This window comes from Amycolatopsis eburnea (assembly GCF_003937945.1).
Taxonomy (GTDB): domain Bacteria; phylum Actinomycetota; class Actinomycetes; order Mycobacteriales; family Pseudonocardiaceae; genus Amycolatopsis; species Amycolatopsis eburnea.
In genome coordinates, this window is record NZ_RSEC01000066.1 from 150,220 (window position 1) to 175,729 (window position 25,510).

The following is a 25,510-nucleotide window of genomic DNA, read 5'->3' on the forward strand; positions in this document are numbered from 1 at the left end:
CGCGGCAGGTTGCCGGGGCCCCGCCAACGTCCCCAATGAGTCGTTCGCGACCGCCGCCGCCGACGAACAACACCCCTGTGACCTCGCGAACAGGTGAGTTGTGTAATCCAACCCACCCGGCGTATACCGGACACATCCCCGATCTGCGAGGAGGCAGACGCCATGACGGACGCGGTGATCGTCGACGCGGTACGGACCCCCATCGGCAAGGGCAAGCCGAACGGAACGCTCGCCGGGGTGCACCCCGTCGACCTGCACGCCCACGCGCTCCGCTCGCTCGTCGAACGCACCGGCGTCGACCCGGCCCGGATCGACGACGTCATCAGCGGCGCCGTCGGGCAGATCGGCGAGCAGAGCATGAACACCGCCCGGTGGGCCGCGCTGGCCGCCGGGCTGCCGGAGTCGGTGCCCGCCGTGACCGTGGACCGGCAGTGCGGCAGCAGCCAGCAGGCCGTCCACTTCGCCGCGCAGGGCGTCATCGCCGGCGCGTACGACGTCGTGCTCGCCTCCGGTGTCGAGTCGATGAGCCGGGTGCCGATGGGCAGCCAGGCCGCCGGGCGGGACCCGTTCGGTCCGCAGGTCGCCGCGCGCTACCCGGACGGCCTCGTGCCACAGGGCATCAGCGCGGAGCTCATCGCCGCGAAGTGGGGCTTCAGCCGGGCGCAGCTGGACGAGTTCTCCGCCCGGAGCCACCAGCGGGCCGCGCGGGCGTGGGCGGACGGGAAGTTCGCCGGCGAGGTCGCGCCGCTCAAGGCGCCGGGGCCGGACGGGGCACTGGCCGACGTCACGACCGACGAGACCGTGCGGCCGGGCACCACGCCGGAAATCCTCGCCGGGCTCAAGCCCGCCTTCCGCGCCGACGTCTGGGAGCAGCGGTTCCCCGGCCTCGGCTGGCACGTCACCGCGGGCAACTCGTCGCCGATCAACGACGGTGCCGCCGCGCTGATGATCACCAGCTCCGAGACGGCGAAGGCACTCGGGCTGCGGCCTCGCGCGCGGCTCCACAGCTTCGCCGTCACCGGCGACGACCCGCTCCTCATGCTGACCGGCATCATCCCGGCCACCCGCAAGGTGCTCGCCCGGGCAGGCCTCGCCGTCTCCGACATCGACGCGTTCGAGGTCAACGAGGCGTTCGCGAGCGTGGTGCTGGCCTGGCAGCACGAGATCGGCGCGGACCCGGCGAAGGTCAACGTCAACGGCGGCGCGATCGCCATCGGGCACCCGCTCGGCGGCAGCGGCGCCCGGCTGATGACGACGCTGCTGTCGGTGCTGGAGCAGACCGGCGGCCGCTACGGCCTGCAGACGATGTGCGAGGCGGGCGGCCTCGCCAACGCGACCATCGTCGAACGCCTGGACTGACGCGCCAGGTACGCCCGCAGCGCCGCCACGGCTCCCCCGGGATCCGCGGCGGCGACCGGGAACACCTCGTCGTAGCCGAGGGCGAGCAGTTCGGCGCGCGTGTTCCGCAGGCGGCCGGCGAGCACCACGGGCAACCCGCCCAGCGCGGGGTCGGCGCGCACGCGGCGGAGCACGTCCACGCCCGAACCGCCGTGCACAGTGGACAGCACCAGGCAGTCCGGCCGCGCGCGGCGGCACGCCTTGAGCACCTCCGCCGCCACGCGCACCTCGTGGCCCTCGCGTTCGAGGACCACCTGCAACGCCAGCAGGCTCCACGCGCCCGCGTCCACACCCGACACCACGACCTTCACCCCGAGCCGAGCCGCGGACCCGCCCGGGAAATACGTCAGTCCGGGTCGGGTGGTTCCTCGACGCCGTCGCGGTCGGCCCACTCCAGCAGTGGTTCCAGCGAGAAGACGGCCTTGTCGATGCCCGCGTGGAGGTCGCCCAGCTCGGCGAAGCGGGCCGGGACGGTCGCGATGGTGCAGTCGCCCGGCTCGACGTCGTCGATCTCGTCCCAGCGGATCGGCGTCGACACCGTGCCTTCGGGGTTGCCGCGCACCGAATACGCGCTGGCGATGGTGTGGTCGCGGGCGTTCTGGTTGTAGTCGACGAAGAGCGTGCGCGGGTCGCGGTCCTTGCGCCACCAGGTCGTGGTCACGTCGTCGGGTGCCCGCCGTTCGACCTCGCGGGCGAAGGCGAGCGCCGCCCGGCGGACGTCGGCGAAGCCCCAGCGGGGTTCGATCCGGACGTAGACGTGCAGGCCGCGGCCGCCGGAGGTCTTCGGCCAGCCGACCGCGCCGAGCTCGTCGAGGACTTCGTGCGCGACGTGGGCGACGCGGCGGACGCGGTCGAAGCCGCAGTCGGGCATCGGGTCGAGGTCGATGCGCCACTCGTCCGGCTTCTCGGTGTCGGCGCGCCGGGAGTTCCACGGGTGGAACTCCACTGTGGACATCTGCACCGCCCAGGCGACGTGCGCCAGCTCGGTGACGCACAGCTCGTCGGCGTGCCGGTTGTAGCGCGGGAACGTGACCCGGACGGTCTCCAGCCACGGCGGCGCGCCGTTCGGCACGCGCTTCTGGTGCACCTTCTCCCCCGCCACGCCGGACGGGAAGCGGTGCAGCATGCACGGCCGCTCGCGCAGCGCGTTGACGATGCCGTCGCCCACCGAGAGGTAGTAGTTGACCAGGTCGAGCTTCGTCTCGCCGCGGGCCGGGAAGTAGACCCGGTCCGGGTTCGAGATGCGGACCTCGTGCGGCCCGACCTCCAGCTCCACCGACGGAGACTTCTGCGCCATGGTTGAGACGCTAGCTCAAAAACGTGGTTACGGTGGGCCGGTGAGCCTGCCGCCGGACGGTCACGTCCACACCGAATGGTCCTGGGACACGGTCACCGGGTCGATGCTCGGCTCCTGCGAGCGGGCCCTCGATCTGGGCCTGCCGTCGGTGGCGTTCACCGAGCACGCGGACCTGACGCCGTGGCTGATCCCCGAGCCGGTCCGCCCGCTGCTGCCGGACCACTTCCGGGTGCGGCTGCGCGCGGACGGCGTCCTGGAGCCGCCGGACCTCGAGGTCGAGGGCTACCTGGCGTGCGTCGCGGAGTGCCGCGACCGGTTCCCCGGCCTGCGGATCCTCTCCGGCGTCGAGCTGAGCGAGCCGCACTGGCACCGCGAACGCGCCGACGCGCTGCTCGCGGCCCACGGCTTCGACCGCGTGCTCGGCTCGGTGCACTCCCTGCCCGGCGAGGACGGGCACCACCACGAACTGACCGTGGTGTCCGGCCGCCCGCCCGGCGAGATCCTGCGCGCGTACCTGACGGAAGTGCTGGGCCTCGTCGAGTCGACGGCGGACTTCGCGGTGCTCGCCCACATCGACTACGCGCTGCGGTCGTGGCCCGCCGAAGGCCCGCCGTTCGCGGTGGCGGAGTTCGAGGAGGAGTTCCGCACGGTGCTGCGCGCGCTGAAGGCGAGCGGACGCGCCCTGGAGGTCAACACGAAGGTGCCCCTGCCGGGCGAGGTCGTGCGCTGGTGGTTCCAGGACGGCGGCGAGGCGGTGGCGTTCGGCAGCGACGCCCACGAACCGGGCCTGGTCGGCGCCGGCTTCGCCGACGCCGCCGCACTCGTCGAGTCATGCGGCTTCCGGCCGGGCCGCACCCCACACGACTTCTGGCGCCGCTGAGACCCGCCGCTTTCACGTGAAAGCTACGCCCCCAGGTGGTCGCTTTCACGTGAAAGCTACGCCCCCAGGTCGTCACTTTCCCTAGGAAAGATGCGTTCAGGCCAGTGCGTGGCGGCCGTACGCCCGGGACTCGGCGCTCTGGTCGAGCAGGCGGGCCGCCACGCGGCCGATCGCCGCGTCCAGCTCGGCGCGGTTGGCGGTGCCCCAGTCGCCGAGGCGGTCGGCCAGCCAGTCGTGCCAGGCGCCGACCACCTTCGCGAACTCCGTGCGGCCCTCGGGCGTCAGCGCCCAGCCGTCGCGGGAGTAGCGCAGGTGGCCGGTCAGTTCCAGGCGGTTGAACGCCGGTTCGAGCACCGGCGCGGGGACGCCGAAGTGCTCGCCGATCGCCTTGAGCGTCGGCGGCTCACCGCGGCGTTCGCGCAGGTGGACCTGCAGGAGGCACCAGATGCCGCCTTCGTCGAGGTCGCTGCCCGCCCGCTCGACGATCGCCGGGGCCACCTTGCGGCGCTCGCGGAAGAACAGCGTCGCGACCGCGCGTTCGAGTTCGCGGTCGTCCGTGCGGGCCTCCGGCATCGCGAAGCCGTCGCCGAGGTCCGGGGCGGCCGCGCGGGCGGTGTCGCGCAGCGGGACCTCCTTGAGGAAGAACGCCAGCGCGAACGCGACCAGGCCGACCGGCGCGGCGGCGAGGAACACGACGTGCAGGGCGTCGCTGTACACCTCGATCACCGGCGCCGACACCGACGCCGGCAGGGCGTGCAGCGCGGTCGGCACCTGCAGCGCGCGCGGGTCGACACCCGGTGGTACCGGGAGCGCCGCGAGCTTGGGCGTCAGCTGGTTGGCGTACACCGTGCCGAAGATCGCCGCGCCGAACGAGCTGCCGATCGAGCGCAGGAACGTCACGCCCGAGGTGGCGACGCCGAGGTCGGCGTAGTCGACGGTGTTCTGCACGGCGATGGTCAGCACCTGCATGCCCAGCCCGATGCCGAGGCCGAGCACGGCCATGTACGCCGACGCCTCCCAGAAGCCGGTGTCGGTGTCGAGCCGGGACAGCAGGTAGAGCCCGATCGTCATGCCCGCGGCGCCGACCAGCGGGAAGATCTTGTAGCGCCCGGTCCTGCTGACCGCGTTGCCCGCCGCGATCGACGCGACTAGCAGCGCCAGCACCATCGGCAGCAGCCGGACCCCGGACGAGGTGGCGGACGTCCCCTGCACGTACTGCATGTACGTCGGCAGGTAGGACAGCGCGCCGAGCATCGCGAAGCCGACGACGAAGCTCATGATGCCGCCGACGGTGAAGACCGGGTTGCGGAACAACCGCATCGGCAGCATCGGTTCCTTCGCCCGCAGTTCGACGAAGACGAACGCGGCCAGCAGCACCACCGAGCCGATCGCCATCCCGATGATCGTCGGCGAGCCCCACGCGTACTGCGTGCCGCCCCAGCTCGTGACCAGGGTCAGGCCGGTCGCGGCGAGGCCGATGAGCAGAATGCCGAGGTAGTCGATGACCGGCTTGACCGCGGCGCGGGCGTTCGGCATCGCCGAGGACGCCACGACCAGCACCACGACGACCAGCGGGATGTTGACGTAGAACGCCCAGCGCCAGGACAGGTGGTCGACGAAGAAGCCGCCGAGCATCGGGCCCGCGACGGTCACCACGCCGAAGACCGAGCCGAGCACGCCCTGGTACTTGCCGCGCTCGCGCAGCGGGACGACGTCGGCGATGAGCGCGGTCGAGGTGACCATCAGCCCGCCGCCGCCGAGTCCCTGCACGGCGCGCCAGACGATCAGCCACACCATGCTGTCGGCGAACCCCGCGAAGAACGAGCCGACGCCGAACACGACCACGGACAGCTGGAACATCAGCTTGCGCCCGAAGAGGTCGCCGAGCTTGCCGACGACGACGGTCATGATGGTTTCGGCGAGCAGGTAGGACGTGACGACCCAGGACAGGTGCCCGGCTCCGCCGAGGTCGCCGACGATCGTGGGCAGCGCGGTCCCGACGATGGTCTGGTCCAGTGCGGCCAGCAGCATCCCGAGGAGCACGGCGCCGAAGACGGCGTTGACCCGCCCCTTGGTCAGCGGCACGGGCCCCGGCTCGTGGGCGACCTCCGCGGTGGCCGTCATCTCGCGCCCTCCTCGCTCGGCCTCCGAGGCTAGTGCGCGGAGTCCACTGTGGATAGCCACTCGTTCCGGTGACGCAGCACCACTTCGAACGGCTCGAAACCCTGCGCGCGGTAGAACTCCAGCGCGCCGTGGTTGGCCGCGTAAGCCGTGACCTTGACGTCGTTCGCGCCGCGGTCCCGTGCCCAGCCGAGGAAAGCCTCGACCAGCGCTGCGCCGGCGCCGGACCGGCGGTGCTCCGGGCCGACCCGCATGCTCTCCAGCACCGCGCTCACCGCGCCGGGCCGCAGCGGGTCCGGGGGCCGCAGCCGTCCGATCAGGTGCCCGCCGGCGGCGAGCAGGCACAGGCAGGCCGGGTCCGCGACGAGGCTCGCGTAGTAGGCCTCGCCTTCGCGGGCGGGCCAGCCGGTGTCCATGAACGGATCGCGGCGGCCGCCGTCCTCTTCGAACAGCGCCGCGGCCGAGGCCACGAGGGCCGGGACGTCACCCGGAGCGCACACGGAAACAGTCATCCCGGCACGGTAGCCCTCAGGTTTCCGGCAGCAGGCTCTCCAGCGCGAGCTGCTCCAGGTGCCCGGCCGCCGCGGCGCTGCCACCCGCCGCGCGGAACGACGCCGCCACCGCTTCGGCCGCCCGGCGGTACGAGGGTTCCGTGAGCACCTCTTCGAGCGCCGTCGTGATCCGTTCGCGGTTCGCGCGGCCGAAGCGCAACCTGATGCCCGCGCCCGCGGCGACCACCTGGGCGGCCACGATCGGCTGGTCGTCGCGGATCGGCGCGACGACCAGCGGCAGGCCGTGCCACAGCGCCTCGCACACCGTGTTGTGCCCCGCGTGGCACAGCACCGCGTCGACGCGCGCGAGCAGCGGCAGCTGCGGGACCGACGGCCGCACGAGGACGTTCGGGGGCACCACGCCGAGCACGCCGCCCGGGTCGGCGATCACGGCGCGGGCGGGCAGGCCGGCGAACGCCTCCGCCGTCGCCGCCAGGAAGCCCGCGCCCGCGCCGGTGTTCGCCGTGCCCAGGGAGACGAGCACCGCCGGGCGCGCCGGGTCGAGCCACTCCCACGGGAAGTCTCCGGGCGACGGCCGGGCGCCGAGGGCCGGGCCGACCAGCCGGACCCGCGGCGGCAGCGCGGCCGGGCCGAGCAGTTCGCGGGTGGTGAAGGCGAGCACGCCGTGCGGGGAGAACCGGGGGTCGGCCGTGCCGCGGCCGCCGGCGATCCGGGCACGCAGGCCGGTCAGCAGCTCGCCCACCCAGTCCGCCACCTTCGGCATCCCGGCCAGGGGGTCGACCAGCTCCGCCGACGTCGTCGCCGAGGTGACCCACGGCAGGCCGTGCGCTTCGGCGAGCAGCCCGCCGGCCAGTGCCTGCTGGTCGGCGACCACGACGTGCGGGGAGAACGCGTCGAGGGCGGTGGCCACCCCGGGCGCCATCGCGTCGGCCAGCGGGACGAGGAAGTCCTGCCAGAGGAACCGCAGCGCGGCGGGCCCCTTGAGGTCCGGCGGCCGCTCGGGGACCTCCGGCGGCAGGGCGCACGGGAACACGAGCGCGCCGGGCCCGGCCAGCCGCCGCAGCAGCTCGTCGTGGCCCGCCCAGGCGACTTCGTGGCCGCGGGCGGTCAGCTCGGCCGCCACGCCCGCGGCCGGGTTCACGTGCCCGACCAGTGGCGGGACGACGAACAGGAACCGGGCCACTACCGCACCCGTGCCGGGGCGCGCGAGGTGTCGCGGACCCACTCGAAGACCAGGTCGATCACCTCGGCGGTCCGCTCCACCAGCACCGAATGGCCCTGGTCGGGCAGCACCACGCAGCGGCAGGACGCCAGGTTCGCCTCGAAGTCCGGGACCTGGGCGGCGAGCCCGGAGTCCCCGCCGAAGATGGCGAACACCGGGCAGCGCACGGCCGAGAGGTCCGCCGCGATGGTCGCGCTGCGCGGGACGTCCTCGGCGATCGTGGTGGTCTCCAGGATCCGGTGCGCGGCCTTCGAGAGCCGTGCGGTGTGGGCGCCGTGGTTGTCCGCGATCCAGCCGATGACCTCGTCGATCGCCAGCCGGGTCTTGGCGTCCGCGAGGCCGTCCGCCATGTGCTGCGTCCACGCGGCCGTCGGCGGTTCGCCCTCGATCGCGATCACGCTCGCGACCCGGTCCGGCCGGGCGGCGGCCAGCCCGAACGCGACCGACGCGCCGAACGAGTTGCCGACCACGTGCACCGGCCGCGTCGCTTCGCAGACGTCGAGGACGGCGACCAGGTCGTCGACGAACTCCTCCAGCCGGTACCCCGACACCGGGCGGGTGGTGCGGCCGTGGCCGCGCAGGTCGTACATCAGGACGTCGAGCCCCCGCGCGGCCAGCGCCGGGCCGAGCGTGAAGTAGTAGCTGGCGAGGCTGTCGGTGAGCAGGCCGTGGACGCACACCACGAGCGGCGCGTCGCCGTCGAGCGGGACCTCGGGCGCGAGCCGCTGGACGTGCACGTCCAGCTCGCCCGCCCGGACGCGGCTCACGCCGTGGCCCGCAGCGAGGCGACGGTGTACCGGACCAGCTCGCCGACCGTCAGCGCGATGATCTCGTCGAGGTCGCGTTCGGCGATGAAGGTCGCGAAGTTGACGCGGTCGCCGTAGTGCTCGCGCAGCTGCCCGGACAGCGCGACCAGGTCGACGCTCTCGAGTTCGAGGTCGTCGTGGAAGGTCGTCTCCATCGTGATCTCGGCATCGTCCAGGCCGTACTCTTCCAGCAGTTCCCGGAGCATCCCCGCGATCTGCGCGAGGACGGTCCCCTCGTCCGTGGCCGTGGTCTCGACGCTCATCCGGCTGTCTCCTTCGTCTCTTCGGTCCAGGCGACGACGTAGCGGCGCGGCGGCCGGTCGGCGTCGGCGCAGTGGACGAGGTGGTTCCGCCCGCCCGCGCGGACGGTGAGTTCCGCCGGTGCGGCCGCGACGACCTCGAAGTCGCGGGGCTCGCCGCGCAGGCCGGTCCCGAGCAGCTTCGCGACGGCTTCCTTCGCCGTCCAGAACCGGGCGAACCACCGTTCCGGGTCGCCGGGCAGGCTCGCGAACAGCGCCTGCTCGGCCGCGCCGAGCGCGGCGTCCACAGTGGACTCCCGGCGCGTGCCGACCTCTTCGACGTCGATGCCGCACGGCCAGGGCCGGGCGATCGCCACGCCCGCTTCGGCCCGGTGCGCCACCGAGATCGTCAGCGGCGGCAGCTCCCGGCCGTAGGCGCCGGTCACGAACGGGCGGCCGGCGTCGTCGTTGCCGACGCGCAGCTCCGCCGGGAACATCGCGGGCTCGCCGCGCGCCCAGAGGTACTGGCGGACGGCGTCCTTCGCGGCGATCCGGCCGAGCAGCCACTGCCGCCGTCCGCGCGGCGACCGGTTCGCGTAGGCGTCGCGTTCGGCGCCGGCGAGGTAGTTGCGCATGATCAGCTCGCGGGTGGCCAGGTCCGGCCACTGCTCGTGCACCAGCGCCCAGCCACCGGGCTGCTCGACCGACAGCGTCGAGGACTCGGGCGTCCGGTCGGCCTGGCGGATGTGCGGGGTGCTGTCGAACCGGCGGTCGCGCCAGCCGGTGAACTGCGCCCAGACCTGTCCGTTGTGGACCAGCTGCATGTCGGCGTCGAGGAATTCCCCGGTCAGCCCGGTGATCTTGACCAGGCACTCCAAGCGCTCCCCCGGCGCCGGGTGCGGGCCGTGGAACCGGATTTCGCGCACCGCGACGGGGAAGACCGTGGTGCGTTCAGCCAGCCGGGACATGATCCAGTAGCCGAGCACCTGGCCGACGTTGTCGAGCAGCGCGCCGGGCGCGGCGGGCGTGGTCAGCACCGCGCGGACGTGCCGCTCGCCGACGGCGGTCAGCTCGGTGACGCCCTGGAAGCGCGGGCCGTGGAACATCCAGCGGTCGGCGTACAGCTCGGCGGCCGTGGTCTCCGGGACCTGCTCCGCTTCCGCCGGGAACCGCCACGGCGCCGGCGCGTCGGCCGGGTACGCCTGCGCGAGTTCGACGACGGCCTGGGAGTAGCCGTCCAGTGCGGCGAGGACCCGTCCGGGGCCGTGCGGGCGGACCCGGACGCCCACGGTGACCGCCGGGACCGCGGTGATCCACTGCGTGAGCCGGACGTCGTGCACCGCGACCGCGCGGCGGCCGGGCGCGGCCTGCTCGGCGAAGCCCATCAGGTGGTCGATCACCGTGGTGGCCGGCACGACCGGCCACCGGTCGCCCGCGTCAGCCTGCGGCGGCTGCTTGAAGAAGCAGTGGTCGAGCAGGTACGGCATCGCCTCGACCGACACCTCGAGCGTCGTGTCCAGCTCGGCCGCACTTTCACGTGAAAGTGCGCGCTCGGGGCGGCCGGCGAGGGCGGTGGAGGCCAGGCGGGCGGTGTCGGTGAGCAGGGCGGCGAGTTCCGCGGCGAGCGGGCCCTTCCCGGCCAGGTCGTCCACAGTGGACCGGCGAGCCGGGAGCGCGATGCGCGCGCGGACCTCTTCGTCGAGGGAGATCAGTCGGCCGCCGAGGTCCAGCCTGACCGCCTTGGACGGCGCCGGGCGGTCGCCGGGCAGCCGGGTGAAGTCGACGTCGGCGCCGTCGGCCCACAGCGCGGTCGCGACCCGGCGCAGCTGCGCGAGCCCGGGCCGGTGCGCCGAGTGGGCCGCCACGACCAGGTGTTCCTCGCCGTGCAGCGTGTCGCCGACCAGCGAGCCGAGCTGGCCCGCGCCGACCTGCACGAACGCGCGGAACCCGGCGGCGTGCAGCGCTCGCACGAGCGGGCGGAAGCGGACCGGTTCCAGCAGGTGCCGCACGAACAGCTCGCGGACGTCCGCTTCGGCGGCCGGGTACTCGGCGACCGTCGTCGCCGACCAGATCGGCAGCCGGGGCGGGTGCAGGGTGAACCGGGCGGCCGCGTCGCGGATCGGCCCGAGGTAGGGCCGCAGCATCGGCGTGTGGAAACCCGAGCGGAACGGCAGCACCTGCGCGACGATCCCGCGCTCCCGGAAGCCCGCCACCAGCCGGTCGACCGCGGCGGCGGGGCCGCAGACCATGGCCTGGTTGGGCGAGTTGTCGTGGGAAAGCACGACGTCCGTGCGCCCGGCCAGCTCCTCGGTCACCTGCGGCGCGGACGCGCCGATCGCCGCGAAGGCGAGGCCGGGGACGACGAGCGCGTCGGGGTCGAACCCGGCGAGGAACGCGTCGACCTCGTCTTGAGCGTGCACGCCGGCGACGGCCATCGCCGTCCACTCCCCCAGGCTGTGCCCGGCGACCGCGTCCGGGACGACGCCGAGGCGGCCGAGCGCGGCGTGGAGCAGCCGCCCCAGCTCGAAGACCGCCGTGCCCTGGCGGCCGACGTCGCCGACTTCGACGTCCGCGTGCCGCCACGGCAACCCGAAGTGGCGGGCGACGTCCCCGCAGTTCAGCGCCAGTTCCGACTCCAGGCCGGGAAAGACGAACGCGACCTTCCCGCCGCCCGGGCCGAGCAGCGGGCGGTCGGCGAACCAGACGTCGTTGCGGCCGCGCCACGGCCGGCCGCGCGCGAGCACTTTCCTGGCCAGTGCCAGGCGCTTCTCCGTCGGGTCGACGACGCCGAGGCGGACCGGGCCGTCGCCGGCCGGCGGCTTTCCGGGCGTTTCCAGGAGATCACGCAGTTCGTCGACACTGCGGGCGGCCAGGCGCAGCACCCGCTCCGGCTCGCGGACGACGGCCGCGGGGACCGGGCGGCCCGGGGCCTGTTCCAGCACGACGTGGGCGTTGATCCCGCCGAACCCGAACGCGTTGACCCCGGCCCGGCGCACGGCCGCGTCCCAGTCCTTCGCGGTGTCCAAAGTGGAGAACCGGGTCCGCGCGAGGCCCGGGTGCGGGTCGTCGCAGTGCAGGGTGGGCAGCAGGACGCCGTGGTGCACGGCCAGCGCGGCCTTGACCAGCCCGGCGATGCCGGCCGCGGGCATGGTGTGCCCGATCATCGACTTGACCGAGCCGAGGACCGCTTCGCCGCGGGTGCCGAAGACCTCGTGCAGCGTCGCGAGTTCGGCCGCGTCGCCGGCCGGGGTCGCGGTGCCGTGGGCTTCCAGGAGGCCGAGCGAGTCCCGCGCGGCGGGGTCGAGCCCGGCCGCGGCCCACGCCTGGCGGACCGCGCGGACCTGGCCGCCGGAGTCCGGGTTGGCGAGGCTCGCGGTCCGCCCGTCGGAAGCGACCCCGGTCCCGGTGATCACGGCGTAGACGCGGTCACCGTCGCGTTCGGCGTCGGCGAGGCGCTTGAGCACGACGACGCCGGTGCCTTCGCCGATGAGCACGCCGTCGGCGTCGCGGTGGAACGGCCGGATGCGCTCGGTGGGCGACAGCGCGCCGAGCTGGGTGAACACGCTCCAGAACGTGATGTCGTGGCAGTGGTGCACGCCGCCGGCGAGGACGACGTCGCACCGGCCGCTGGCCAGTTCGCGGACGGCGTGGTCGACGGCGATCAGCGAGGACGCGCACGCGGCGTCCACTGTGTACGCCGGGCCGCGCAGGTCGAGGCGGTTGGCCAGCCGCGACGCCGCGAGGTTGGGCACCAGCCCGATCGCGGACTCCGGCGCTTCCGGGCCGAGCTGCTCGGTGAACGCGGCCCGGACGGCGTCCAGGCTCGCCGGGTCGAGGTCCGGCAGCAGCTCGCCGAGCGTGCGGACGAGCTGCGTGGCGGTGCGGACGCGCTGGTCCAGCCGGACGAGACCCGGAGTCAGGTAGCCGCCGCGGCCGAGCACGACGCCGACCTTCGCCCGGTCCGCGGGCAGGCGGTCCGGGCCGCCGGCGTCGGCGACGGCCTGCGCCGCGACCCGCAGCGCGATCAGCTGGTCGGGTTCGGTGGCCGGCACGGACGTCGGCATGATGCCGAACCCGGCGACGTCCACTTCGGCCAGTTCGTCGACGAACCCGCCGCGGCGGCAGTAGACCCGGTCGGCCCGCCGTTCGGCCGGCGCGTAGTGCGCGGCGTCCCACTTCTCCGGCGGCACTTCGGTGATGGCGTCGACGCCGCCGACTAGGTTGCGCCAGTAGGTGGCCAGGTCGGGCGCGCCGGGCAGCAGCACCGACATCCCCACGATGGCCACGCGCATCCCGCTCACCACCCGGAAGCGGTGTGGACGACGGCGGCGGTGCCGGCGCGGCCCCAGGCCAGCTCGCGCAGCAGGCCGAGAGCGCCTTCCTCCGGGTCGATCAGCGCGATCCCGCGGCGGGCGTAGTCGCGCATCAGCTCGGCTGTCACCATGCCGCCGGCGGACGGGGCCCACGGTCCCCAGTGGACGGTCACCGCCCGCCCGGCGGGCCACCGGCGACCGAGGCTTTCGAGTGCGTCGTTGGCGGCGGCGTAGTCGGCCTGGCCCCGGTTGCCGAGCGCGGCGGCGATGCTGCCGAACAGGACGACGAACTTCGGCTCGTCGGGCAGGTCGGCGGTCGCTTCGAGGAGGGTTCGCGCCCCGTCCGCTTTGGTGCTGTAGACGCGGGTGAACGACTCCGCGGTCTTGTCCGCGACGAGCTTGTCTTCGATGACGCCGGCGGCGTAGACGATCCCGTCGAGCCGCCCGTGCTCGGCGTGGATCTCCTTGACCGCCCGGTGGACGGCTTCGGCGTCGAGGATGTCTACGGGCTGGTAGCGCACCGGGCTGCCGAGGGCTTCCAGCTCGGCGAGGGTGGTCCGGACCTCGCGCTCGCCGGTGATCCGCCGGACGGCCCGCTCGATCTCGGGGGCACTGGTCAGACCGGACGCGATGAGGGCGGCGCGGAGTTCTTTGGCGTCTTTCGCTTGCGGGAATTCGTCTTCGGTCGCGAGAGCCGTCCGGCCGAGCAGCTCGATCCGGCAGCGCGCGGTGGCCGCGAGCGTCCGGGCGACGCGGGCGGTGATGCCCTTGGCGCCGCCGACGAGGAGGACGACCGACTCGCGGTCCAGCCCGATGGCCGCGGCTTCGGCCACGCCGTCCCCGGCCGGTCCGGCTCCGTTGGTGGCGAGGGGACCGAGGTCCTGTTCCGTGGGCTGGATGCCGTGCCGGGTGGTCCCGCGGCGGACGACGACCGGCTCGCCGTCCGCTGTGGACAGTTCGGCGACGAGACCCGCGGCGTCCGCGCCCTCGACGACCCGGGTGAGCGTGTCCGGGTACTCGCGGGCGAGGCTGCGGTGGAAACCGCGGAGACCCTCGGCCGGTCCGGCGCTGAGCAGCCACCGGGGGTGAGTGGCGAGGGCGTCCTGGTAGCGCGGGAAGGCGGTGGGCAGGACGGGGTCGAGGAACAGGTAGCCGTCGAATCCCGGGCGCACGTCTTCGCCGGTTTCGGCCTCGGCGCCGTGGGTCTCGAGTTCTCCGCGGACATCCTCGGCGAACGCGCCCATGCCGACGACCAGGAACCGGCGGCCCGCGAGGTCAGGCGTCCCGGCAGGGGCGAGTTCGACCTCGGTCAGGACGTACCGCTTCAGCGCGATGATCACGGGCTGGGGTTCGGCGGCCACCGGCCGGGGTTCGTCGCGGCTCGTGCCCAGCAGTTCGGCGATCCCCGCCGCGGTCCGGGCCTTGGCCAGCTCCTCGACGTCGCCGGTGCCCAGGCGGACGGTCAGCTCGCCGGCGATCTCGGCCCGTTTGATGGAGTCGACGCTCAGGTCCGCTTCGAGATCGAGGTCCGGCTCGATCATGTCCACCGGGTAGCCGGTCCGCTCCCCGATCACGGCGACCACGGTCTCCAGCACCGACGTGCCGGCCTCGGGCTGCTGCGGAGTCCCGACCAGGCCGGCGATCGCCGCCGCCGTGCGGGCCTTGGCGAACTCCTCGACGTCACCGCCGGTCAGCCCCAGCCGCGCGGCCAGCTCGCCCGCGATCTCGGCCCGCTTGATCGAGTCCACGCTCAAGTCCGCCTCGAGATCGAGATCCGGCTCGATCATGTCGACCGGGTACCCGGTCCGTTCCCCGATCACCTCGACCACGGTCTCCAGCACCGAGCGCCCCAATGTGGCGTTCGGTGCATCTGACGCACCGAACGCCACATTGGGTGCGCTGGGCGCAACCAACGCCACATTGGGGCGCTCGGGGACCACGACGGTCGGGGCCTCGCTGCTGCCGAGGAAGCCGAGCAGGACGTCGCGCTGGGCGGCGATCATCTCCCGGCTCGTGCGGAGGAAGTCCGCGACCATTGCCTCCGAGGTCGGAGCCGCCGTGGGGGAAAATGCCAGGGAGATCCGCTCAGCCGGGCGGAGTGCGCCGGCCGGGATCGTGCCGTCCGCGGTGCGGAGGAGGTGGCCGTCGACCGTCCACCCCGGACGCTTCGGCCGCGGGGCCGTGCCCGCGTCGACCGCGTCGCGGCCGCGGAACAGCCAGCCCGTCTCGACCGGTACCCCGGACACCGCCAGCCGCGCCAGTGCGCCGAGGAAGCCCGGCAGGCCGCGGCGGCCCGGCTGCTCGAAGCCGACCGTCCGATGGGGACGGTCGCCGAGGATCGCGGTGACCTGCTTGGCGAGCACCGCGCCCGGGCCCGCCTCGACGAACACCCGCGCGCCGGCCGCGTACATCGCCTCGATCTGCTCGACGAACCGCACCGGCGCGCCCAGCTGCGCGGCCAGCTCGCCGCGGATCCCGTCCGGTTCGGCCGGGTACGGCGCCGCCGTCCGGTTGCCGTACACCGGGACCGCGGGCCGGACGACGCCGATCGCGCCCAGCGTGCGGCCGAACGCCTCGCCCGCGCCCGCCACCAGCGGGCTGTGGAACGCGCACGCCACCTGGAGCCGTTTCGCGCCCAGCCCGGCGGCGCGCAGGCGCTCGACCGCCGCCGAAACGTCTTCGGTGGCGCCGGAAATCACCGTCTGCTTGGGCGAGTTGTGGTTGGCCAGCACCACCGGCGACGTGCCGAGCACCGCCTCGACTTCCGCCGCGGAAGCCGACACCGCCGCCATCGCACCCGGGTCTCCCGCGGGCACCGCGTCCAGGATCGCCCCCGCCCGGGCGTGGCTCGCGTGCAGCAGCCCCTCGGGCGTGAAGGCCCCGGCTGCCGCCAGCGCGGTCAGCTCGCCGTAGCTGTGGCCGCCCAGCATCGCGGGCCGCACGCCGGCGCGGGTCAGCAGCCGGAACGCCGCGAGCCCGGCCAGGCCGAGCGCGGGCTGGGCGACACGGGTGTCGGTGACCCGGTCCGCCGCCGCCTGCCGCGCGGGCTCGCCGAACACCGCCGGGCCGAAGACGACGCCCGCCGTTGCCGGGTCGAGGCGCAGGTACCGCTGCAGGTCCGGGAAGGCGACGAACAACTCCGCGAACATGCCCGGCCGCTGGCTGCCCTGACCGGGGAACAACACCGCCACCTCACCGGGTTCGGCCCCCTCGCCGCGGAACACCCCAGCCGGGTCCCGCCCGTCGAGTGCTTCGCGCAGCAGCGAAACCAATTCGTCCACAGTGGACGCGACGATCGCGAGCCGCGCGTCCCGGCCCTCCGCCCGCCGCGACGCGCTCAGCGCCAGGTCCCGCAACCGCCACGGCTCGTAGCCGGCCGGCACGTCCGCCGCCAGCGCCAGCAGGTCCCGCGCCGCCGCGTCCGTCGCGAAGGTGAACAGCTCGGCGGGCCACTCGTCGGCCGCCTGGGCCGGCGGGACGCTGTCGTGCGCGCCCAGCACGACGTGGAAGTTGGTGCCGCCGAAGCCGAACGCGCTCACCCCGGCGATCCGGTCCGCGGCCGGCGCGGCCCACGGCTGCGCCGCCGACTGGAACACGAACGGGCTCGTCGCAGCGTCCCACGCCGGGTTCGGCGCAGAGAGGTGCAGCGTCGGCGGCTTGACGCCGGTGTGCAGCGCGAGCGCGGTCTTGATCAGCCCGGCCAGGCCCGCCGCGCACTTGGTGTGCCCGATCTGCGACTTCACCGACCCGATCGTGCAGCTGCCCGGGGCGGCGCCGGCCTCGGTGAACACCTTCGTGAGCGTGGTCAGCTCGGTCCGGTCGCCGACGACGGTGCCGGTGCCGTGCGCCTCGACCAGCCCGACCCGCGCGGGCGAAACGCCGGCGTTGCGGTACGCGCGGGTCAGCGCGGCGTGCTGGCCCTCCGGTCGCGGCGCGGTCAGTCCCAGCGCGCGGCCGTCGGACGCCGCACCGACGCCCTTGATCACCGCGTACACCCGGTCGCCGTCGCGTTCGGCGTCGGCGAGCCGCTTGAGCGCGACACAGGCGACGCCTTCGCCGAGCGCGATGCCGTCCGCCGTGCTGTCGAACGTCGCCGACCGCCCGGTCGGCGAGAGGGCGTGCGCCGAGGCGAACAGGAGGTAGTCGTTGATGCCGTTGTGCAGGTCCGCGCCACCGCAGAGGACGAGGTCGCTGGTGCCCGCGGTCAGCTCCTTGCAGGCGACGTCGACGGCGGTCAGCGAAGACGCGCAGGCCGCGTCGACGGTGTAGTTCGCCCCGCCGAGGTCGAGCCGGTTGGCGATCCGCCCGGCGATGACGTTGGCCAGCACGCCGGGGAACGAGTCCTCGGTGAGCCGCGGCAGCCGTTCGTCCAGTTCGGACGGCAGTTCGCCCACATAGGACGGCAGCACGGTGCGCAGGCTCATCGCGTTCGACAGGTCGCTGCCCGCCTCGGCGCCGAACACCACCGACGTCCGCGAGCGGTCGAACGCGCGCTGCTCGTAACCCGCGTCCACCAGCGCCCGGTGCGCGGCCTCCAGCGCCAGCAGCTGCACGGGTTCGATGCTGGCCAGCGACGACGGCGGGATGCCGTAGCGCAGCGGGTCGAAGCCGATCTCGGGCAGGAACCCGCCCCAGCGCGACGGCGTCTTCTCGCCCTGCCCGTCCGCGTCGTAGTACAGCGAGGTGTCCCAGCGCCGCGGCGGGACCTCGGTGACGGCGTCCACTCCGGACAGCACGTTCGCCCAGAACGACGCCAGGTCGGGTGCCTGCGGGAACAGGCACGCCATCCCGACGATCGCGATGTCGAGCGGTTCGGGCGCGGGCGGCTCCGCCGTGGCGGCCGCGAAGGACACGGCGCGCTCCCGCAGGAAGGCGTTCGCACCCTCTCCCCCCGCATGGTGCAAGTCGGCGATCGTCGTCACGGCCGAGCGCAGCACGGCGACCTCGCCCGCCATGAACATGCCCTCGGCGAGCTGCCGGTCCTCGCCGACGTCGCGCAGCTCGGCGCCGACGCGTTCGATGCCCTTGCTCGCCAGGCGGAGGCGCCCGACGTTGAGCGTCTCCAGCTGTTCCCACGCGTCCCGGCTCGGCACGCCCCGCTCGGCGAGGTCCGCCTTGATCGCCGCGTACTCCTCGGTGAACGGGCTGCGGACGCAACGGGTGGCGTGGCCCGGCGCGGTTTCCAGCAGGTCGGTCCGCTCCGCGGCGAGCAGCTGCCGCTGGAAGCCCGGCAGCACCGCGCCCGCCTTGACTGCCTCGCGGGTGAACAGGTACGCGGTGCCCATCAGCACCCCGATCGCCGCACCCCGTGCCGCCACCGGCGCGGCGAGCGCGGCCACCATCGCGGCCGACCGTTCGTCGTGGACGCCCCCGGCGAACAACAGCTGCAAGTCCGGCGCCGGCGTCGTCGCCAGGAAGTCAGCGAGGACACCGAGCTGCGCTTCCCACAACGGGAAACTTGTGCGCGGCCCGACGTGGCCACCGCATTCGGAGCCTTCGAAGACGAACTTGCGCGCCCCGGCCTCGAGGAACTGCTTCAGCAGCCCGGGCGACGGCACGTGCAGGAACGTCGAGATCCCGGCGTCCTCCAGGGCCGCGGCCTGCGCCGGGCGGCCGCCCGCGATGATCGCGTGGGTCGGCCGCAGCTCGCGGATCACCGCCAGCTGGGCGGCTTTGACGTCGTCGGCGGCGAACCCCAGCACCCCGACGCCCCAGGGCGCGTCGCCGACGGCTTCGCGAGTCCGTTCCAGGACGTCGCGGGTCTGGTCCGCGCCGGACAGCGCCAGCGCGATGAACGGCAGCGCCCCGCCGGCCGCGACCTCCGCGGCGAACGCGGGCTGATCGCTGACGCGGGTCATCGGGCCCTGCGCGATCGGCAGCGCCGTGCCGAGCGCGCGGCTGCCCGCGGTGCCCGGGCCCAGCACCGGCGTTTCCCCGCGCAGCGCTTCGCCGACGGCGTCGGCCAGGCCGCGGACGGCCGCGGTCACCGTGCCCCAGCGGTCGCGGAACCGGGTGGCGAGGAAGACGTCCTGCCCCGCTTCGAGCGGCTCGGCCCCGCGGCGCGCGAGCACGCGGACGCCGTCGACGACGGTCGTCTCCGACCCGTCGAGCCCGGCCAGGCCGGCGGTGAGCCGCGCCGGCAGCTCGGCCTCGGGCAGCAGGGCGAGCTGCGTGTCGAGCACGACGCCGGCGGCGCCGCCCGCGATCGCGGCCGCGGCGGTGTGCGGCCCGATCCCGCCCGCGGCCCACACCGGGACGTCGAAGTCGTCGAGCAGGGCCTGCAGCAGCACGAACGTGCTCAGTTCCCCGGTCCGGCCACCGCATTCGTGCCCGCGGGCGACGAGGCCGTGCGCGCCGGACCCGACCGCCCGCGCGGCCGACGCGCGGGACGTGACCTCGGCCAGCACCCGGCGGCCCGGGAAGTCGCGCGCCGCGCACCCGGCGTCTTCGGTCAGCAGGACCGTGGTGACGGCTTCGGACAGTTCGGCACCCGGCGGCGGGCCGGCGAGCCGGACCCCGAACGCCGGGACACCCCATTCGCCCAGCAGGGCCAGCTCCTCCGCGCCGGCGGCGTCCCCGGCGGTCAGGTCGAGCACGCCGAGCCCGCCCCCGCGCGCGACGGCGGCGACCCCGCGCGCCGACGGCCACCGCAGCGGCGACACGGCGACGACCGGCGCGGAGTCGTCTTTCGAGAGACGCATGGGAACTCCCGCTACGCACGAATGGGTGATGGCAACGGGGAGTACTTAAGCGGGTTCCTTCCACGTCGTCAACAACCCACCGCGATTTCATCGCCGCGGTTCAGAAAATTCGGGATGGACCAGGCCGGGAGCGCAAGAATTTAACGTCGCCGTCATGTTCCCCGCGTCCGGGATGCGGGACCGGATTGCCGGCGGCGGCACCCGGACCGGTTCCAGGCGGTGGTCCACCGGACGTACGCCGCCGGACGGCGCAAGCCATCCCGCCTGGTGGACGCCGGGCCGTTACCCGCACCGGCCCACTCCGACCGGCGGGTGCGAAGTTTCGCCATTGCTACCACGGTATATCCGAAAAGTAATACCGACCGTCCGGTATCCCCTTCCCGACGACCACATCGGACACCCGTTTTCCGGCCATCGGAAAACGTCGCACATTCCCTTTTCGGACACGGGCGATAATCGGCCGGCGAATGCACAACCCGGCTCGCCACCCTTCGGAAGTCCACTGTGGATTCCGTCGCCACCCGGATTCGCGGTGCTCACACGACCGGGCACGAGCCCGCCGGTCACCCGGCGGCACCACTCCGGCGGCACAACCACCGGTATTCGAGCGAACACCATCAGTACTCCGGCCGTCACCCGCCTGGCGCCGGTGATCGCAATCTTCCCCCGCCGCGTTACAAATTTTGCCTGAGAAAATCTGAAGACATTTCGCATACCCGTCGGTAACAGTGGACCCATCGTCTACGCTTGGACTGTTCGTCCAACGAGGAGGCGCTGTGGACTACTGGTACACCGACGACCGCTCGGGCACGCGGTACCCGGGCGACCCGCTGCGGTGGCGCGGCGACGACGGCGCCCCGCTCACCGTCGAGCGGCTGCCCGGGCTCGGCTCCGGCGACGTCGACACCTCGGTCCGCTCGCTCTGGCGCTACCGGGCCGCGCTGCCCGGCGACCTCGAGCCGGTCTCGCTGGGCGAGGGCTGCACCCCGCTGGTGCCGCGGCGCTGGGGCGGCACCGACGTCCGGTTCAAGCTCGAGTGGTTCAGCCCGACCGGCAGCTTCAAGGACCGCGGCTCCAGCGTGCTGGTGTCCGCGCTGGCCGGCGCCGGGGTGGAGCGGCTCCTGGAAGACAGCTCCGGCAACGGCGGCTCGTCGATCGCGGCCTACAGCGCCGCGGCCGGGATCGACGCGACCGTCCTGGCCCCCGAAGGAACCTCGCCCGCCAAGGTCCTGCAGACCCGCGCGTACGGCGCCACCGTCGAGCTGGTGCCCGGCACCCGCGACGACACGGCCGCCGAAGCCGTCCGGCGCTCGGCCACCACCACCTACGCCAGCCACAACTGGCACCCCTTCTTCCTGCAGGGCACCAAGACCCTCGCCTACGAGCTGTGGGAAGACCTCGGCTTCCGCGCGCCCGACGCCGTCGTCACGGTCGCCGGCGCGGGCAGCATCGTGCTGGGCTGCGACCTCGGGTTCGGCGAGCTGCTGGCGGCCGGCTCGATCACCCGGCGCCCTCGGCTGCTCGTCGCGCAGCCGCGGAACTGCTCCCCCGTCGACGCCGCCGTCCACGACCGGCAGCCGCCGCCGTTCGCGCCCACCGTCGCCGAGGGCACCGCGATCCGGCAGCCGGTGCGGCTGCCGGAAGTCGTCGCGGCGATCCGGCGTTCGGGCGGCGACACGGCCGCGATCGACGAAGACGACATCGCCGCCGCCGCCCGCCGCCTGGCCGCCATGGGCCTCTACGCCGAGCCGACCAGCGCGACCGCCGCCGCGGCCATCGACGTCTTCCGCGAACGCGGCGCGATCCGGCCGGGCGAAACCACCGTCGTCGTGCTCACCGGCTCCGGTCTGAAGGCGCCGGACAAGCTGCGGGAGCTGCTCGGATGACCGAGGACGAGCTGCTGCTGCGCGAGGCGGAGAAGATCGCCCACGCCGTCGGCCGGATGTTCCCCGGCCTGTGCGAGGTGGTGCTGCACGACCTGCGCGACCCGGACCACGCCGTCCGCGCGATCGAAGGCGCCCTGTCCGGCCGCGCCGTCGGCGACCCCGCCACCGAGCTGGGCCTGGCGCGGATCGCCGACGCGGGCTTCCCCGACGTGCTGCAGAACTACCCGAACCGCTTCCCGGACGGGCGGCAGGCGAAGAGCACGTCGATCGGCATCCGCAACTCCGGCGGCGAGTACGTGGCCGCGCTGTGCCTGAACCTCGACGTCTCCCTGCTCGGCGCGGCGGCCCACGCCCTCACCCGCCTGGCCGGCACCGACGGACCCGCCCCGCTGGCCGAAAGCCTGCACGCCCGCACCGGCGACGAACTCCGCGCACTGGTCGAGGACTACGCGGCCGACCGCGGTCACACCCCGCGCAGCCTGGCGGCGGCGGCGAAGAAGGACGTCGTCCGGCTGGCGAAGGAGCGCGGGTTCCTGGAGCTGAAGAACGCGGTGCCGGCACTGACCGACCTGCTCGGGATCTCGCGGGCCACCGTCTACAACTACCTGCGCTGACTCAGAAAACCGACCAGCCGGTCAGCGTCGTGAACCGGTCGAGCGCCGCCACTCCCGCCACGGAGTTCCCGCGTGCGTCCAGGCCCGGGCTCCACACGCACACCGCGCACCGGCCCGGAACGATCGCCACGATGCCGCCGCCCACGCCGCTCTTGCCGGGGAGGCCGACGCGGTAGGCGAACTCGCCCGCCGCGTCGTAGGTGCCGCACGTCAGCATCACCGCGTTGATGCGCTTGGCCGCGCTCAGGCCGAGCAGCCGGGACCCGTCGTTGCGGACGCCGTGGCGGGCCAGGAACAACGCCGAGCGGGCGACGTCCGCGCAGCTCATCGCGATCGAGCACTGGCGGACGTACTGGTCGAGCACCGACGGCACCGGGTGGCGCATGTTGCCGTAGGAGGCCATGAAGTACGCGAGCGCGCGGTTGCGGTCGGCGTGGCCCGCTTCCGACGCCGCCACTTCGGCGTCGACGTCGATTTCCGGGCGGCCGCTCTCCTCCCGCAGGAACGCGAGCAGCGCCTCCGCCGCGTCGCCGTGGCGCGCGAGTTCGTCGGTCACCACCAGCGCGCCCGCGTTGATGAACGGGTTGCGCGGGATCCCGTCCTCGTGTTCCAGCTGCACCAGCGAATTGAACGGGTCGCCCGACGGTTCGCGGCCGACGCGCGCCCAGACGCCGTCACCGCGGGAAAGCGTCAAGGCGAGGGTGAACACCTTGGACATGCTCTGCACCGAGAACGGGTGCCGCCAGTCGCCGACGCCGTGCAGGCCACCGTCCACTTCGGCCACCGCCATGCCGAACCGCCGCGGCTCGACCCTGGCCAGCGCGGGGATGTAGTCGGCGACGGCGCCGCGGCCGACGTCGGACGCGACGTCGTCGGCGATCCGGTCCAGCAGCGCCGCGAGGTCCACCGCCGTAGCGTAGAAGGCGTCCGGTTCCGGCCGCGCGGCACCCCTGTCAAATCGAAACCGGGAAATAGCGGGAAAATCGAGCGGTGATCTCCGGCACACCTTAAGTCTTCCTTAGTCCGCTTGGTGACTTGCCGCACAAGCTCTAGCGTCCGTGGACCATGGATTCCTCGCTCCTCACCGAAAAAGGTGAAAGCTACTCGAAAGCACTGGGCAACCGCCAAGTGCAGATGATCGCCATCGGCGGCGCGATCGGCGTCGGGCTCTTCCTCGGCGCCGGCGGCAAGCTCCACCAGGTCGGCCCGTCGCTGATCTTCTCCTACGCGATCTGCGGGGTGGCCGCCTACTTCGTGATGCGCGCGCTCGGCGAGCTCGTCCTGCACGAGCCCAGCTCGGGCAGCTTCGTCACCTACGCGCGGAAGTTCATCGGCCCGTGGGCCGGGTTCGTCTCCGGCTGGATGTACTGGGTGAACTGGGCGATGACCGGCATCGCCGAGATCACCGCGGTGGCCATCTACGTGCACAAGTGGCTGCCGGACGTGCCGCAGTGGATCACCGCGCTGGTCGCGCTCGGCGTGCTGATCGCGGTGAACCTGCTTTCGGTGAAGCTGTTCGGGGAACTCGAGTTCTGGTTCTCGGTGGTCAAGGTGCTGGCCATCGTCGTCTTCCTGGTCACCGCGGTCGGCCTGGTGCTCACCAGTGCGGACATCGGCGGCACCACCGCCGGCCCGCACAACCTGACCGGCCACAGTGGACTCTTCCCGGCCGGCATCGGGATCGCGCTGATGACGCTGCAGGCGGTCATCTTCGCCTACTCGGCCATCGAGGTCGTCGGCATCGCGGCCGGTGAGACCAAGGACGCCCGCAAGGTGCTGCCGAAGGCGATCAACGGCGTCGTGTGGCGGATCGGCGTGTTCTACGTCGGGTCCGTGCTGATGCTGGCGATGCTGCTGCCCTGGCCGTTCTACAACGGCGACGAAAGCCCGTTCGTCACGGTGTTCTCGCGCCTGGGCATCCCGGGCATCGGCGACGTGATGAACGCGGTCGTGCTCACCGCGGCGCTGTCCAGCGTGAACTCGGGGCTCTACTCGACCGGCCGGATCCTGCGCTCGCTGGCCGAGAAGGGCGAGGCGCCGTCGTTCGTCAGCCGGATGAGCGGCCGCCACGTGCCCTACGGCGGCATCCTGTTCACCTCGGTCGCCTACCTGCTCGGCGTGGTGCTGAACTACCTGGTGCCCAAGGACGCGTTCGACATCGCCATCGCGATCGCCTCGCTCGGCGTGATCACGACGTGGGCGACGCTGGTCTTCTGCCAGATGCGCCTGCGCCAGGCCGCGCTGCGCGGCGAGCTGGAACGGCCGTCGTACCGGATGCCGTTCGCGCCGTACTCCGGCTGGGCGACGCTGGGGTTCCTGCTGCTGGTCGTGGTCCTGATGGGCTTCTCCGACGGCGCCGAGAAGGTCGCGTTCTACTCGATCCCGGTGCTGGCCGTGGTGCTCGCGGTGGGCTGGCGGTTCGTCTCGAAACGGCGCGAACGCACCCCGCTCGGGTAGCGGGCCGGCCGCGGGCGGGCATACTCGACGGGTGTCCACGAGCAGCACCGAACCCCGGCGGGTGACGATCCACGACGTCGCCCGCTCGGCCGGGGTCTCCCGGCAGACGGTGTCGCGGGCGCTGAACGACAAGGCCGAGATCGACGGCTCGACCAAGCAGCGCGTGCTCGACGCCGCCCGCGAGCTCGGGTACCGCCCCAGCCGCTTCGCCCGCGGCCTGGTCCGGCCGGAGACCACCACGATCGGGCTGGTGGTGCCGGACCTGCTCAACCCCTTCTTCACCGAGGTCGCCTCCGGCGCGCTGGAGGCGGCCCGGGCCCGCGGCCGGCACGTCGTCGTCTACGACACCGCCGGCGACGCCGAGCAGGAGCTGGCCACGCTGCGGGTGATCGGCACCCAGGTGGACGCGGTGGTCGGCTACTTCGGCCGGTCCGACGAGGACCTCGACCGCTTCACCCCCGGCATCCCGGTGGTGCTGATCGGCCGGGAGCCGCGCGTCCCGCGGTTCAGCGGCATCGCGATCGACGGCGAGGACGGCGTCCGGGAAGCCGTCGCGCACCTGGTCGGGCGCGGGCACCGGCGAATCGGCATGCTCGACCACGACGGCCGCCCCGAGCCGAGCGTCCGCCAGCAGTGGTTCCGCCGCGCCGTCGCCGAGCACGGCATCGCGCTGGCGCCCGGGTGGATCGCGCGCGCTCCCCAGAGCGTCGACGGCGGGGGCGCCGCGCTCGCCACCCTGCTCGCCGCGCACCCCGACGTCACCGCCGTGTTCGCGTTCAACGACGTCATCGCCATCGGTGCCCTGCGCGAGGCCCGCCGGTTCGGCCTGCGCGTGCCCGCCGACCTCGCGGTGATCGGCTTCGACGGGCTCGCGCTCGGCACCCTCGTCGAGCCGGAGCTCTCCAGCGTCGCCCTCGACACCCGTGCGCTCGGGGCCCTCGCCGTCGAGCAGGCGTCGCGGCTCGTGACCGGTGCCGCGCCCCTCGAACCCGGCGAGCTGATCGTCCGCGCGGCCCTCCACCTGCGCGAATCCGCCTGATCCCTTGACACGCCGACGCGGCGCG

At 73.6% G+C, this 25,510-nt stretch carries 16 protein-coding genes; 6 read left to right on the forward strand and 10 right to left on the reverse strand.

Features of this window, described 5'->3' with window-relative positions:
- Window positions 1-162: 162 nt before the first annotated feature.
- On the forward strand, window positions 163-1,359 hold the full coding sequence (locus tag EIY87_RS46750) for a thiolase family protein (protein WP_125316550.1): 1,197 nt from the start codon (window positions 163-165) through the stop codon (window positions 1,357-1,359).
- Here EIY87_RS46750 and EIY87_RS46755 read toward each other — a convergent pair.
- A complete protein-coding gene (locus EIY87_RS46755; protein ID WP_225440444.1) occupies window positions 1,290-1,700 on the reverse strand; it encodes a response regulator in 411 nt (136 codons plus the stop codon). The genes EIY87_RS46750 and EIY87_RS46755 overlap by 70 nt on opposite strands.
- A 44-nt stretch (window positions 1,701-1,744) precedes the next feature.
- Window positions 1,745-2,695 (reverse strand): non-homologous end-joining DNA ligase, encoded by a 951-nt coding sequence (gene ligD, locus EIY87_RS46760; protein WP_125316551.1) that lies wholly within the window; start codon window positions 2,693-2,695, stop codon window positions 1,745-1,747.
- A gap of 40 nt (window positions 2,696-2,735) precedes the next feature.
- Between ligD and EIY87_RS46765 the strand changes: the two genes are divergently transcribed.
- A complete protein-coding gene (locus EIY87_RS46765) occupies window positions 2,736-3,575 on the forward strand; it encodes a PHP domain-containing protein (RefSeq protein WP_125316552.1) in 840 nt (279 codons plus the stop codon).
- 96 nt (window positions 3,576-3,671) lie between these two features.
- On the opposite strand, the gene EIY87_RS46770 is transcribed toward EIY87_RS46765, so the two are convergent.
- Genes EIY87_RS46770 through EIY87_RS46800 form a run of 7 tightly spaced genes read right to left on the reverse strand, consistent with a single transcriptional unit; the run spans window position 3,672 to window position 19,489 of the window.
- Window positions 3,672-5,699 carry an MDR family MFS transporter gene (locus tag EIY87_RS46770; protein ID WP_125316553.1) on the reverse strand — a complete coding sequence of 676 codons (2,028 nt, stop codon included), beginning with the start codon at window positions 5,697-5,699 and terminating at the stop codon, window positions 3,672-3,674.
- A 29-nt stretch (window positions 5,700-5,728) separates the two neighbouring features.
- Complete coding sequence (locus EIY87_RS46775) at window positions 5,729-6,208, reverse strand: GNAT family N-acetyltransferase (protein ID WP_125316554.1); 480 nt, start codon at window positions 6,206-6,208, stop codon at window positions 5,729-5,731.
- A gap of 16 nt (window positions 6,209-6,224) precedes the next feature.
- Entirely contained in the window at window positions 6,225-7,391 is a 1,167-nt protein-coding gene (locus tag EIY87_RS46780; RefSeq protein ID WP_125316555.1) for a glycosyltransferase, read from the reverse strand.
- The gene (locus tag EIY87_RS46785; RefSeq protein WP_125316556.1) at window positions 7,391-8,197 is read right to left on the reverse strand and encodes an alpha/beta fold hydrolase; all 807 of its coding nucleotides are present in this window, start codon (window positions 8,195-8,197) and stop codon (window positions 7,391-7,393) included. The genes EIY87_RS46780 and EIY87_RS46785 overlap by 1 nt, the downstream gene beginning before the upstream one ends.
- A complete protein-coding gene (locus EIY87_RS46790; protein WP_125316557.1) occupies window positions 8,194-8,499 on the reverse strand; it encodes an acyl carrier protein in 306 nt (101 codons plus the stop codon). The genes EIY87_RS46785 and EIY87_RS46790 overlap by 4 nt, the downstream gene beginning before the upstream one ends.
- Entirely contained in the window at window positions 8,496-12,767 is a 4,272-nt protein-coding gene (locus EIY87_RS46795; protein WP_125316558.1) for a beta-ketoacyl synthase N-terminal-like domain-containing protein, read from the reverse strand. The genes EIY87_RS46790 and EIY87_RS46795 overlap by 4 nt, the downstream gene beginning before the upstream one ends.
- A 5-nt stretch (window positions 12,768-12,772) precedes the next feature.
- Window positions 12,773-19,489, reverse strand: coding sequence for a type I polyketide synthase (locus EIY87_RS46800; RefSeq protein WP_125316559.1), 6,717 nt, complete (start codon window positions 19,487-19,489; stop codon window positions 12,773-12,775).
- Window positions 19,490-20,265: 776 nt separating this feature from the next.
- Between EIY87_RS46800 and EIY87_RS46805 the strand changes: the two genes are divergently transcribed.
- Window positions 20,266-21,375 carry a threonine synthase gene (locus tag EIY87_RS46805; RefSeq protein WP_125316560.1) on the forward strand — a complete coding sequence of 370 codons (1,110 nt, stop codon included), beginning with the start codon at window positions 20,266-20,268 and terminating at the stop codon, window positions 21,373-21,375.
- The gene (locus EIY87_RS46810) at window positions 21,372-21,989 is read left to right on the forward strand and encodes a helix-turn-helix transcriptional regulator (protein ID WP_125316561.1); all 618 of its coding nucleotides are present in this window, start codon (window positions 21,372-21,374) and stop codon (window positions 21,987-21,989) included. The genes EIY87_RS46805 and EIY87_RS46810 overlap by 4 nt, the downstream gene beginning before the upstream one ends.
- Before the next feature lies 1 nt (window position 21,990).
- Here EIY87_RS46810 and EIY87_RS46815 read toward each other — a convergent pair whose 3' ends face one another.
- Window positions 21,991-22,896 carry a glutaminase gene (locus EIY87_RS46815; RefSeq protein WP_125316562.1) on the reverse strand — a complete coding sequence of 302 codons (906 nt, stop codon included), beginning with the start codon at window positions 22,894-22,896 and terminating at the stop codon, window positions 21,991-21,993.
- A gap of 158 nt (window positions 22,897-23,054) precedes the next feature.
- Between EIY87_RS46815 and EIY87_RS46820 the strand changes: the two genes are divergently transcribed.
- Window positions 23,055-24,446, forward strand: coding sequence for an amino acid permease (locus tag EIY87_RS46820; protein WP_125316563.1), 1,392 nt, complete (start codon window positions 23,055-23,057; stop codon window positions 24,444-24,446).
- 31 nt (window positions 24,447-24,477) lie between these two features.
- A complete protein-coding gene (locus EIY87_RS46825) occupies window positions 24,478-25,485 on the forward strand; it encodes a LacI family DNA-binding transcriptional regulator (RefSeq protein ID WP_225440445.1) in 1,008 nt (335 codons plus the stop codon).
- The last annotated feature ends 25 nt before the right edge of the window (window positions 25,486-25,510 follow it).